Below are 10,610 nucleotides of genomic sequence, written 5' to 3'. Positions count from 1 at the left end.
GTCAGGCGGCGTATCGTCTTTCGCCTCCTGTCGCCGCAGTCGGTCGCTGGCCAGCCAAGGGAACCAAACCGCCAGATAACGGCGGGGGCGGCTGAAATGATCTCTGCTCACGATCCCACTCCAATATGCTTGTTCCTGTCTGCCCGCCGCCCCGCCGCCGCAGCAGGGTCACGGAAAAAGACGGACGGCCCGGCGCTCCGCCTTCCAGGGGGACCGAGGCCGATGAGGCCACGGACCATCGGCTCTCGGCGGCGCTGGGGCAGGGCGCAGCGGCGGCGCGCGCCAGGAACAGGGTTCCCCCTCCGGTTTCAGCCGCCAGAGCCAGGCGTCGGCTGGCCGTCATGCTGAAAGCCTTGGCTTCGCCCCAGGCGCTCAGCACGACCGCGCCCACGGCGAGACAGCGCAAAGCCTCTTCGCCCACGGCCAACAGGGTCTGCAGGTCGCGAGTCCGCACCACCAGAATGTCGCGCGGCGACAGTCCCATTTCATGAAGGCCCCGTCCGTAAGGGCGCCCCGTCTCTTGCGCCATCATGTCGTGCACGCCCCACAGGATCGGCCGATCCTCCCTGATGGTCTGGGCCATTCCCAATCCGAACGCGTTGAGAGCCACGGCGTCAGCAGGCGTCGCGGCATAGAGGTCATGCACGACCCCAGGGATCAAAGGCGCAAGAGGGGTGTCACATATCCCGCGCGCGCCGCGGGCGACCCGACGATCACCAAAGCGCTCAAGGCTTTCCAGCCGAGCCTTCAAAGCCGCCAAGGCGTCAGTTCGCGAACAAATGTTCCTCATTTGTTCTTAAAAGCCCAAAACCCCCAACCAGAGTCAAGCAGAGCAATGAGCTGGGTTTCAGAGACCTGTGCTTAAGGGAGCATGTGGGGGCGGCAAAGAACGGGGTTCTACACTCACTAAGTATCGCCTAAGATATATTATGCGAAATATATGTCACTCATTTGCTCAATCGTCGCTCATTCAACGGCCTAGCCGACTTTCCTCAGCCGTCGTCTGGTATGTTGCTGGCATTTGCGCGGGCGGCGGTTGTTTGGTCAAACTGACGCCCTTTAGCCAGAGCTTGAGCGCTTCCCAGTGGATCGCGGCCATGACCTTGAGGGTCATCAGCGGGATTGACGCCGTGACGGATGCGATGGCGCGGTCGGTCAACGGTTGGCGTTGCCCCTGCATGGCGGCCGTGATCAGGACGCCTTGGGCGTCCAGACCGTCGATGGTCATGTCCAGTTGATCGCCCGGCGCGTGGCCGCGAAACCGATAGTCCATATCCATGCCCATGAAGGGCGACACATAGAGCGCCTTGGCCGCGCCCTGGCGGATCAGGCCCTTGGCCTGGTCGGCGGCGGGCACGGGAATGACATAGGCGTGACGCACGCCGAATGTGCTGGTGACCTCATAGACCATGGCCGCCAGCCGCCCGTCGGGATGATGGCAGTAATAGAGGCTGATCGGGTTGAAGACATAGCCCAACACTCGGGGCATGGTTAACAGGCGGACAGGCCCCGCACCGATCTCGATTCCGGCGCGCGCCAGCCAGCCGTCAACCTGCGGCCTGAGATCGCCCGAGCCGTCGCCATAGTCGCGGTCGTGGAAGGACAGCAGGTTGAAACGATTGCGGGAGAAAAGACGCAACCGCCCGGCTGCGGCGTCGATCTCGCTCAGGTCCAGGAGCAGCCAGAAGACGCGGTAGTCCAACTGATGAACCTTGGGTCGCAGCCGACGGTGCATGACCCGGCCGCGATAGAGGGACGATGTCCCGCTCATGCCGCGCGTTCGAAATATGGGGTCGGGCTGGCGGTTAGATGGATGCGGCCGCTCTCGTTCTCGACCGTCCAGGGTCGGCGCACCCCGCCCAGCTGTTCGGCGACGGCGAGGCCGGATTGCAGGCCGTCCTCGTGGAAGCCCGCGCCAAAGTGCGCTCCGCAGAACCATACGCCCCCCTGTCCTTGCAGGCTCCACAACTGCTTCTGGGCCGCGACGGCGGCCGGATCGAAGATCGGGTGTTCGTAGATCTCGCTGCGCAGCAGGGTGTCGGGACGCGGCGGACGCGGCGGGTTCAGGGTGACGAACAGATCGTCACCCGCCAGCCCCTGCAGCCGGTTCATCCAGTAGGTCACGCACAGGCCGGCGTCCGCCCCGATATAGTTCCAGCTGGCCCAGGCGCGGCGGCGACGCGGCATCAGGGAGGCGTCCGTGTGCAGCACGGTCAGATTGCGACTGTAGCGGAAGGCGCCCAGCAACGACTGCTCGGCCGAGGTGGGCTGATCCAGCATGGCCAGGGCCTGGTCCGCATGAGCGCCGATGACGACATGATCGAAGCGTTCGACGCCGCCGTGGCTGTCATGAACGATCACGCCGTCGTCAGTGCGACGGATCGATACGACGCCGTGATCCAGCCGAATGTCCTGAAGCGCGCGCGCCAGATGTTCGACATAGATGCGGCTGCCGCCCTCGACAGTGCGCCACAGCGGGCGACCCACCAGTTTCAGCAGACCATGATTGCCGCAGAAGCGGATGAAGGATTCCGCCGGGTAATCCATCAGCGTATGGGCCGGCGACGACCAGATGGCGGCGGCCATCGGCAGAAGGTGATCGTCGCGGAACGCCTCGCTGAAGCCTTCGCGTTTCAGATAGTCGCCTAGCGTCAGGGACGGATCGTTCAGGCCCGAAAGATCGCGCGGCGCCTCGCGATAGAAGCGCAGGATTTCGGTCAGCATAGACCAGAAGCGCGGCCTCAGGGCATTGCGACGCTGGGCGAACAGGCCGGGGGCGGCGTATTCGAACCGTCCATCGTCCAGCGACACGGCGAACGACATGTCGGTGGCGCGGGTCTGGATCCCTAGGTGCGCGAACAGCGCGATCAGATTGGGATAGGTGGCGTCGTTGAAACAGATGAAGCCGGTATCCACCGCGACCTGGCCGGACGGCACGCCCGCCGTCACCGTATTGGTGTGTCCGCCCATACGGTCCGCCTTTTCATAGAGCGTGACCCGGTGTTTCTGCGATAGAAGCCAGGCGGAGGACAGGGCCGCGACGCCCGAACCGACAACGGCGATCTTCAGGGGTTCGGGAGACGATCTTGCGGGCGAGACGGACATGTAGGCTCCAGGGCGCGCCTGCGGACGCGGCGACGACGCATGGAGGATTTACGGGCCTGCGTCATGATCGGATCGCGATTGATCCAGACATTTCCGCCCGCCGTATTAGGGTTCATGCATGGCGAACCCCAATCCTTCGCACCGACACGGTCCGAACTTCCGGCTTCCCGGACGGGCGCCTTTGGCGCTGGGCGAATGACCCGGCCTGACACGCCCCTGGATCCCCGACTTCACGATCAGATGATCGAGGCGATCGCGCTGCGGCGTGACCGGGCGGCGTTCGCTTGCCTGTTCGAATATTTTGCGCCGCGACTGAAGGCCTGGCTGATCAAGTCCGGAGCCACGCCGGGCGCGGCGGAGGATTTCGCCCAGGACGCCATGCTGACGGTGTGGCGCAAGGCCGATCTGTTCGATGGCCGCAAGGCGCGGGCGGCGACCTGGATCTTCACCATCGCCCGCAATCGCCGCCTGGACATCCTGCGTCGCGACGCCCGGCCGCTGCCGACGCCGGAGATCGAACTGGCGGGTGAAGACGTTCTGCGCCCGGACGAGCTGTTGTCCATGTCACAGGATGCCGACCGGGTGCGGGACGCCCTGGCCCGTCTGAGCCCCGAACACGTCGAGGTGCTGCGCCTCGCCTTCTTTGCCGACAGTTCCCATTCCGAAATCGCGCGCCAGTTGGATCTGCCGCTGGGCACCGTGAAATCCCGCATTCGAAACGCCATGACCAAGCTTCGCCTGATACTCGCTCCGTCTGAGGAGGCGTCGCGATGACCGCGCGCCGCAATCCATCCGAAGAGCGGCTGCTGGCCTATGCATCCGGGTCCTTGAGCGCACCAGAGGCGGTTGTGGTCGCCGCCCATCTGGCCCTGCGTCCGGCCAATGACGCCTGGGTGCGAGAGTTGCAGGCGGTCGGCGGCGCATTCCTGGACGACGCCTCACCCGTCGACTTGTCAGAGGATGCGCTGGCGCACGCCCTGGCGCGGATCGAGACGGATGCGGGCGCGGTCCGGTCGCCTGCTCCGTTGAACGACATGCCCGAACTGCCGGAGCCGCTTCGCCGCTATGCGCTCGGCCCCTGGCGTTGGATCGGGCCGGGCATGCGGGTTCGGGATGTTCATGCGCCGCGCGACGGCGACTGCCGCGTCATTCTTTTAAAGATCGAACCGGGTCGCGAGACTCCGAAACACACCCATGGCGGTGTCGAACTGACCTGCGTGATCTCCGGCGCCTACGCCACTGAAACGCAGCGGTTCGACGTCGGCGATCTGGAAGAGGCGAACGATGACGTGCTGCACCAGCCGCGCGTCGTATCCGATGAGGCCTGTCTGTGCGTGGTCGCCCTGGATGGACAGATCAAGCTGGACGGCTGGGTGGGGCGGTTGCTGCAGCCGTTCGTGCGCCTGTGATGGGCCTGATCCTTCTCTGGGGCGTGGCCGCCCTGTTCATGGTCGTGGTTATGTCGGCCGCCTGGGGCGTTCAGCGCCGGACTGGACAAGGCGGATGGGCGGACGCCTTCTGGTCGTTGGGTCTGGGGGCGGCCGGGGTCAGCGTGGCCCTGTTTCCTCTCGACGGGGCCGCTCCCTCCCCTCGCCAATGGCTGGCGGCCTTGCTGATCGGCGCCTGGGGTATGCGCCTTGGGTTACACATCGCCAAACGTGCGACGGGCGAAGGCGAGGATGCACGCTACGCGCGGCTGCGCGAAGACTGGGGGCGCGGCTTCCAGGCGAAGATGTTTGGTTTTCTGATGTTGCAGGCCGGCGCCGCGGCTTTGCTTTCGCTCAGCGTTCTGGTCGCCGCACGCAATCCGGCGCCGGCTCTGACGCTTCAAGACGGCTTGGCGGCGTTGATCTTCGTCGGCGCCCTGTTCGGCGAGGGCGTGGCTGACCGACAGTTGGCGGCGTTCAAGCGCGATCCGGCCAACAAGGGCAAGGTGTGCGATGCGGGCCTGTGGGCCTGGTCGCGGCACCCGAATTACTTCTTCGAATGGTTGGGCTGGTGCGCCTGGCCCGTCTTCGCCATCAGCCTGAGCGGCGACTGGCCCTGGGGTTGGCTGGCGCTGACGGGTCCCGCCTACATGTATTGGCTGCTGACCAAGGTGTCGGGTGTGCCGTTGCTGGAGGCGCACATGAAGCGGTCGCGGCCGGACGCCTTCGCCGCCTATGTCGCGAAGACACCCAGCGCCTTCTTCCCCCGTCCGCCGCGCCGTTAGGACTTGGGCGCGGCGCCGATATGGGTTTGCCCACGCTTTTGGGCGATCTCGATCTGGCGATGGCGTTCGGCGTAGCGGGCGCGCTGGTCCTCGTCGCGCGCATCGTGACAGCGCGCGCAGCAGACGCCCTCAATATAATGTGGAGATGAACGGCCGGCCTCGTCCACCGGCAGACGGCAACCGCGGCACAGCGTGTGCGGCCCTTGGCTCAGGCCGTGACCGACAGAGACCCGCTCGTCGAAAACAAAACACTTTCCGCGCCATAGGCTGTCTTGTTCGTTCGTCGTCTCAAGATAACGCAGGATGCCGCCCTGCAGGTGGTGGACGTTTTCGATTCCTTCGGCCTTGAGGAAGGCGGTGGATTTCTCGCAGCGTATTCCGCCGGTGCAATACATGGCGACCCGCCGCGCGCCGGTCTGCGCCAACAAGGCGCGGCCCTCGGTGCGGAACCAGTCGGGGAAGTCGCGAAAGCTGTCGGTATCGGGTTGCACCGCGCCTTCGAACGCGCCGATCTCGCTCTCGTAAGCGTTGCGTGTATCGATCACCAGGGTCTCGGGATCGGCGATCAAGCCATTCCAGTCCGCAGGGGAGACGTAGACGCCCGCGTCGCGCGCAGGATCCAGGTTCGGCTGCCCCATGGTGACGATCTCGGCCTTCACCCGCACCTTCATACGGTGGAATGGCAAGGCGTCAGTCCAGGCGTATTTCAACTCCAGCCTATCGAAGCCCGGCAGGGCGTGGATGGCGGCCAGCACCGCCTCCACGCCATCGACTGGCCCGGCGATGGTGCCGTTCAACCCCTCATGGGCGACCAGCAGCGTGCCCCTCACCTGCCCGGCGTCGCACACGGCCTGCAGCCTGTCTCGAACCGTCATCGGGTCGGCGACCGGCGCGAACCGATAAAGCGCCGCCACACGGACGGAGCGGTCGGGCGATCTGGGGGTGTCGGTCATGTGCGGACCCAATACGCGCCGCGCCAGGAATGGCGCGCCCTGCAGGACTCGAACCTGCAACATCCCGCTTAGAAGGCGGGTGCTCTATCCGGTTGAGCTAAGGGCGCTTCTGGCCGGACGCAGGCGTCAGTGCGTCCAGGATTGCTTGCGGTTGGTGGCGAAGTTGTCGGCATAGGCCTTGATGATCACCGGCGGATCGTTCGGCTCATGCAGACGGAAGGCGATGCCGTGACGCTCGGCGTACTCGACGGCCTCTTCCTTCGAGTCGAAATTCAGCCGGACCTGACCGTTCATGTCGCTGGAGCTGGTCCAGCCCATCAGCGGATCGATGGTGCGCGCCGAGGCGGGTTCGAATTCCAGCCGCCAGTCGCGGCTCTTGGCCTTGCCCGACTGCATCGCGGTCTTGGCCGGGCGGTAGATGCGAGCGAGCATGGGCGGGTCCTCAGTGACGGCGGGCTTTCGCCCCTGCCATAACGCGCGCCGGATACGGAATCCAGCGGCCTTCCGTTGGTCGGGGCGAGAGGATTCGAACCTCCGACCCTCTGGTCCCAAACCAGATGCGCTACCAGGCTGCGCTACACCCCGGACCGAACGGAGCGCCCTATTGGCACTTCGCGCGGCAAACCGCAATCAAGGCTTGAAGTAAGGATGTAAAACTTTGTCGCCGGGCTGGGCGTTGATCTCGGCGGCGCGGCCGGCGCGCAGTTCCAGCACGCCGTTGGCCGCCCCGTTCGACCGGATCGGCGCCTCGGAAAACGGCGTCGCGTGCGAGGCGATGGAGACGATGCGTCCCTTGGGATCGATATAGAGAATATCCAGCGAACTGGGGGTGTTGCGCATCCAGAAACTCTGTTCGCGCGGCGCCTCGCCCGGCCATTGGAACAGCATTCCGCGATCCGCCTCCAGCGGCGGGCGGAACATCAGGCCGCGCTGACGCTCCGGTTCGTCATCGGCGATCTCGACCCAGAACTGGTGTTCGCCCGAGGTGGTGACGATGGCCAGACTTTGCAGCGGCTCGCCATTCGGGCCGGTCGGCGCCTTGGCCGCGCAGCCCGCTACGGCCAGCATCAGCATTCCTGCCAGAATCAGTCGTCTGGTTGCGTCGATCATGCGCCCCTCCTGGGCGCCGGATCTCAGCCGCCCGTTCTGATGTCCGCGACCACCAGCCCCTTGGGCCCATTGGCGAATCGCACCCGCACCGTGTCGCCAGGGATCAGATCGTCCAGACCGCAGCGACGCAGCGTCTCGATATGGACGAAGATATCGCCTGGCTCACGATCACGCACGACGAATCCGTAACCCTTGGTGCGATTGAACCATTTGACTAGGGCGGTCTCCAGTTCGTCGTCCGACAGTTCGGTCGGAGCGGTTGGCGGTGGGGCGCGACGAACAGGCGGGGCCGCATCTCCATAGCCCAGATCGTGGATCGCCACCGTCTGCCACCCCTTGGGCCGTTTGACGCAATCGCAGGTGATCGGGGCGCCTTCGTCGGCGGCGTCGCGCCCGAGGTCGCGAAGACTGCTGATATGCAGCAGCACGTCGCGCATTTCAGTCAGCGCAGGATCATTGGGAACGATGAAGCCGTAGCCCTTCACCGCATCGAACCATTTCACCCGGCCGATGACGCGAACGGTCTGCGCCGTCTCCATCTCGCTGTAGTCAGACAACTTAAGACCCCCGTCCGCGCCTCTAGCGGACTCGGCCTATGTTTAACACCGTTCCGCGAAACTTTGAAAAGCGGAAAATGCACGTGAGGGGCGAAGATTAACGTTACTGGTCAATCAAGACGAACGAAGACCACGCCAGTCGCTATTCCACGATCTTGAACATCGATCGTATTGGTCGGTGAGGATGATGGTCGCCAGAGCCGTTCGGCTCGATGGTCGTCCTGCCCCGCGTGGCAGTCCCTAGGGGAGTCGAACCCCTCTTTTCAGGTTGAAAACCTGACGTCCTAACCGATAGACGAAGGGACCGCTGCGCGGGAGAGCCGGCGATATAGCCGCGCCCTCGAAACGGTGCAAGCGTGGATTTTCAGTTTTTTGGGCGCGTTCAGATCATCCGGGGATCGGACACGTCCTCGATCTCGAACTGCACGCCCTTGCGGCCATTCCAGTCGTCGGCCTTCAGCCGACCCACGACGCTCAAGCCTCCCTGCCCCGCCAGAAGCGCCTGTCCGGTCGGCAGATCGGCGCACCGCCAGGCGATGGCCCGGACGGAGGCGCCATCCTGGCCGACCAGCCGGCACCGCACATGGCCGCCGTTCATCGCGACCGGCTCGCGCGCCTGAACGCCGCTGAGGGCGAATGTCGGTTCGGGATTGGCGGGACCGAAGGGGGCCAGGCGTTCGAACGATTCGAACAAGTCGCGGGTCGCGGCCGATGGATCGATCAGGGCGTCGATATCCAGCACATCCTGAGCGACCGCCTCCACCCGTTCCTGCGCCAGCCGGTCGTTCAAGAAGGCTGTCAGTTCCCCCAGACGCGCGCTGTCCATCGTCAGGCCCGCCGCCATGGCGTGGCCGCCGCCGGCGATCAGGACGCCGTTCTCCCATGCCGCCTGAATCGCGCGACCCAGATTCATGCCGGGCTGCGACCGGCCTGACCCCTTGCCGACGCCGGTGACGGGATCGACGCCGATGACGATGACGGGCTTGCGCCACCGTTCGCGCAATCGACCCGCGACGATGCCGACCACGCCGGGGTGCCAGTCGTCGCCGGCCACAACGACCACGGCGCTGTCGTCGGCGTGGGCGCCGGTCGCCTCGACGCGACGCACGGCGGCCTCGGTCACCGCCCGCTCCACGTCGCGCCGAGACAGGTTCAGGGCGTCCAGTTCGATGGCCAGGGCCTCCGCCTCTCTGGGATCGTCGGTCGACAGCAGGCGCGCCCCCAGGTCCGACCGGCCTATCCGTCCGCCCGCATTGATTCGCGGCCCCAGGATGAAGCCGGCGTGGTTGCTCTTGGCCGGTCCCGGCTCTGCGCCCGCCGCCGCCAGCAAGGCGCGCAGACCCGGATTGCGCCAGTCGCTCATCACCTTCAGCCCCAGCCCCGTCAGGGCGCGGTTGAAGCCGGTCAGGCCGGTGACGTCGCAGATCGCGCCCAGGGCCGCCAGGTCCAACCACTGGCGGATGTCGGGCTCGGACCTGTCGACGAACAGGCCGCGTCGGCGCGCCTCGCGGTTCAGGGCGGCCAGAAGCACGAAGACCACGCCGGCCGCCGCCAGATTGCCTTGGCCTGAGTTGCAGCCCGGTCGATTGGGGTTGACGACCGCCAAAGCCGTCGGCGGCTCGCTACGCATCATATGGTGGTCGATCACCACGACGTTCAGGGCGATGGCGGCGGCATGCGCCAGCGCCTCGTTCGCCGCCGCGCCGCAATCGACCGTGATCACCAGATCCGCGCCCGACGCCTTCAGACTGTCGAATGCCATGGCGCTGGGGCCGTAACCTTCGGTCAGGCGGTCGGGCACATAGATGGGCAACTCATGGCCCATGGCCCGGAACCAGCGCACCAGAAGGGCCGCGCTGGATGCGCCGTCGACGTCGTAATCGGCGAAGACATGGATGCTGGCCTGGGCCTGGAGCGCGTCCAGGATCGCCTCGGCCGCCGCGTCCATGTCCATGAAGCTGGACGGATCGGGGAACAGGGCGCGCAGAGTCGGCGTCAGAAAGTCCGCACCCTGATCGGCCCGCACGTTGCGCGAGGCCAAGGCGCGGGCCAGAACCTCGTCCAGCCCCAGGGTCTGCATATGGGCGCGCACGACCGCAGCCTCGGCCGGCCTCTGTCGCCAGGCGCGGCCGGACAGGGATCGGGATACACCGAGGAAGGCGTTCAGGGTCTTTGCGGCGCTGTCGTCAGCCATCGGCGCATCATCGGCGGATTCTTCCGTCGAGGCGACCGCCCGTATCGACTTCACCGCGCGGGGCGGCGGTCGAGCGGTGGTGGCGCCTTGGCCCGGTCGCGCAGGCTCTGGGCGAAGGCTTCGATCTCGGCCTGGGTGCGCGCGGCGTCGGGCGATACGGGCGCGGCGGCGACCTTGGCGGTGATCTGGGCGGCCAGGGCCTCTGGATCGTTCAGGGTCCAGTCGATCCGCGCGATCTCGCCGTTCAGGGCGGTGTTGTCGGCCTGAAGCCGCCGGGCGTTCGTCGCGACCTGCCGCACCTCCGGCAGGCCGGACGGGGCGGCGGGGAAGTCCTCCCAGCGCGGATAGTGACGGTTGGCGTCGACCAGTTCCTGGACGCGCGGGGCCAGCGGCGAAGCGGCGTCGGTCTTGGCGGACAGGCCGCTGGAGCAGGCGCCCAAACCCCCTGTGATCGCGACTGCGGCGATCAGGATCATCTT

General features: G+C 66.1%; 12 protein-coding genes and 3 tRNA genes. 3 read left to right on the top strand and 12 right to left on the bottom strand.

Annotated elements, in window-relative coordinates:
- Position 1 precedes the first annotated feature (1 nt).
- From RTU05_RS00250 to RTU05_RS00240, 3 genes are all read right to left on the bottom strand, one after another.
- A complete protein-coding gene (locus tag RTU05_RS00250; RefSeq protein ID WP_312594690.1) occupies positions 2 to 583 on the bottom strand; it encodes a hypothetical protein in 582 nt (193 codons plus the stop codon).
- A 387-nt stretch (positions 584 to 970) separates the two neighbouring features.
- Entirely contained in the window at positions 971 to 1,771 is an 801-nt protein-coding gene (locus RTU05_RS00245) for a DUF1365 domain-containing protein (RefSeq protein ID WP_312594688.1), read from the bottom strand.
- A complete protein-coding gene (locus tag RTU05_RS00240; protein ID WP_312594687.1) occupies positions 1,768 to 3,105 on the bottom strand; it encodes an FAD-dependent oxidoreductase in 1,338 nt (445 codons plus the stop codon). The genes RTU05_RS00245 and RTU05_RS00240 overlap by 4 nt, the downstream gene beginning before the upstream one ends.
- A gap of 240 nt (positions 3,106 to 3,345) precedes the next feature.
- Between RTU05_RS00240 and RTU05_RS00235 the strand changes: the two genes are divergently transcribed.
- Genes RTU05_RS00235 through RTU05_RS00225 form a run of 3 tightly spaced genes read left to right on the top strand, consistent with a single transcriptional unit; the run spans position 3,346 to position 5,317 of the window.
- A complete protein-coding gene (locus tag RTU05_RS00235; protein WP_312594685.1) occupies positions 3,346 to 3,879 on the top strand; it encodes a sigma-70 family RNA polymerase sigma factor in 534 nt (177 codons plus the stop codon).
- Entirely contained in the window at positions 3,876 to 4,514 is a 639-nt protein-coding gene (locus RTU05_RS00230) for a ChrR family anti-sigma-E factor (protein ID WP_312594683.1), read from the top strand. The genes RTU05_RS00235 and RTU05_RS00230 overlap by 4 nt, the downstream gene beginning before the upstream one ends.
- Positions 4,514 to 5,317 carry a DUF1295 domain-containing protein gene (locus RTU05_RS00225; protein WP_312594680.1) on the top strand — a complete coding sequence of 268 codons (804 nt, stop codon included), beginning with the start codon at positions 4,514 to 4,516 and terminating at the stop codon, positions 5,315 to 5,317. The genes RTU05_RS00230 and RTU05_RS00225 overlap by 1 nt, the downstream gene beginning before the upstream one ends.
- Here the strand turns inward: RTU05_RS00225 and RTU05_RS00220 are convergent.
- From RTU05_RS00220 to RTU05_RS00180, 9 genes are all read right to left on the bottom strand, one after another.
- Positions 5,314 to 6,270, bottom strand: a complete 957-nt coding sequence (locus RTU05_RS00220) for a rhodanese-related sulfurtransferase (RefSeq protein ID WP_312594679.1) — start codon at positions 6,268 to 6,270, stop codon at positions 5,314 to 5,316. The genes RTU05_RS00225 and RTU05_RS00220 overlap by 4 nt on opposite strands.
- A gap of 30 nt (positions 6,271 to 6,300) precedes the next feature.
- Positions 6,301 to 6,377 (bottom strand) — tRNA-Arg (locus RTU05_RS00215).
- Positions 6,378 to 6,396: 19 nt separating this feature from the next.
- Positions 6,397 to 6,702 (bottom strand): ETC complex I subunit, encoded by a 306-nt coding sequence (locus tag RTU05_RS00210; RefSeq protein WP_312594678.1) that lies wholly within the window; start codon positions 6,700 to 6,702, stop codon positions 6,397 to 6,399.
- Between the two features lie 76 nt (positions 6,703 to 6,778).
- Positions 6,779 to 6,855 (bottom strand) — tRNA-Pro (locus RTU05_RS00205).
- A 45-nt stretch (positions 6,856 to 6,900) separates the two neighbouring features.
- Positions 6,901 to 7,380, bottom strand: coding sequence for a DUF192 domain-containing protein (locus RTU05_RS00200; protein ID WP_312594677.1), 480 nt, complete (start codon positions 7,378 to 7,380; stop codon positions 6,901 to 6,903).
- 23 nt (positions 7,381 to 7,403) lie between these two features.
- Positions 7,404 to 7,919, bottom strand: coding sequence for a cold-shock protein (locus RTU05_RS00195; protein WP_312594755.1), 516 nt, complete (start codon positions 7,917 to 7,919; stop codon positions 7,404 to 7,406).
- Between the two features lie 249 nt (positions 7,920 to 8,168).
- Positions 8,169 to 8,243, bottom strand: a tRNA-Glu gene (locus tag RTU05_RS00190).
- A gap of 76 nt (positions 8,244 to 8,319) precedes the next feature.
- On the bottom strand, positions 8,320 to 10,131 hold the full coding sequence (recJ, locus tag RTU05_RS00185; RefSeq protein WP_312594676.1) for a single-stranded-DNA-specific exonuclease RecJ: 1,812 nt from the start codon (positions 10,129 to 10,131) through the stop codon (positions 8,320 to 8,322).
- A 50-nt stretch (positions 10,132 to 10,181) separates the two neighbouring features.
- Positions 10,182 to 10,607, bottom strand: a complete 426-nt coding sequence (locus RTU05_RS00180; RefSeq protein ID WP_312594674.1) for a hypothetical protein — start codon at positions 10,605 to 10,607, stop codon at positions 10,182 to 10,184.
- Between the last annotated feature and the right edge of the window lie 3 nt (positions 10,608 to 10,610).

It is taken from the genome of Brevundimonas sp. (genome assembly GCF_032017145.1).
GTDB lineage: Bacteria > Pseudomonadota > Alphaproteobacteria > Caulobacterales > Caulobacteraceae > Brevundimonas.
This window is presented reverse-complemented; position numbering and strand designations above follow the sequence as displayed.

What these genes read in the sequence shown, in the direction of transcription:
- RTU05_RS00250 (WP_312594690.1), bottom strand. Translation starts at nt 583, where the DNA reads ATGGCCCAGACCATCAGGGAGGATCGGCCGATCCTGTGGGGCGTGCAC.
- RTU05_RS00245 (WP_312594688.1), bottom strand. Translation starts at nt 1,771, where the DNA reads ATGAGCGGGACATCGTCCCTCTATCGCGGCCGGGTCATGCACCGTCGG.
- RTU05_RS00240 (WP_312594687.1), bottom strand. Translation starts at nt 3,105, where the DNA reads ATGTCCGTCTCGCCCGCAAGATCGTCTCCCGAACCCCTGAAGATCGCC.
- RTU05_RS00235 (WP_312594685.1), top strand. Translation starts at nt 3,346, where the DNA reads ATGATCGAGGCGATCGCGCTGCGGCGTGACCGGGCGGCGTTCGCTTGC.
- RTU05_RS00230 (WP_312594683.1), top strand. Translation starts at nt 3,876, where the DNA reads ATGACCGCGCGCCGCAATCCATCCGAAGAGCGGCTGCTGGCCTATGCA.
- RTU05_RS00225 (WP_312594680.1), top strand. Translation starts at nt 4,514, where the DNA reads ATGGGCCTGATCCTTCTCTGGGGCGTGGCCGCCCTGTTCATGGTCGTG.
- RTU05_RS00220 (WP_312594679.1), bottom strand. Translation starts at nt 6,270, where the DNA reads ATGACCGACACCCCCAGATCGCCCGACCGCTCCGTCCGTGTGGCGGCG.
- RTU05_RS00210 (WP_312594678.1), bottom strand. Translation starts at nt 6,702, where the DNA reads ATGCTCGCTCGCATCTACCGCCCGGCCAAGACCGCGATGCAGTCGGGC.
- RTU05_RS00200 (WP_312594677.1), bottom strand. Translation starts at nt 7,380, where the DNA reads ATGATCGACGCAACCAGACGACTGATTCTGGCAGGAATGCTGATGCTG.
- RTU05_RS00195 (WP_312594755.1), bottom strand. Translation starts at nt 7,919, where the DNA reads ATGGAGACGGCGCAGACCGTTCGCGTCATCGGCCGGGTGAAATGGTTC.
- recJ (WP_312594676.1), bottom strand. Translation starts at nt 10,131, where the DNA reads ATGGCTGACGACAGCGCCGCAAAGACCCTGAACGCCTTCCTCGGTGTA.
- RTU05_RS00180 (WP_312594674.1), bottom strand. Translation starts at nt 10,607, where the DNA reads ATGATCCTGATCGCCGCAGTCGCGATCACAGGGGGTTTGGGCGCCTGC.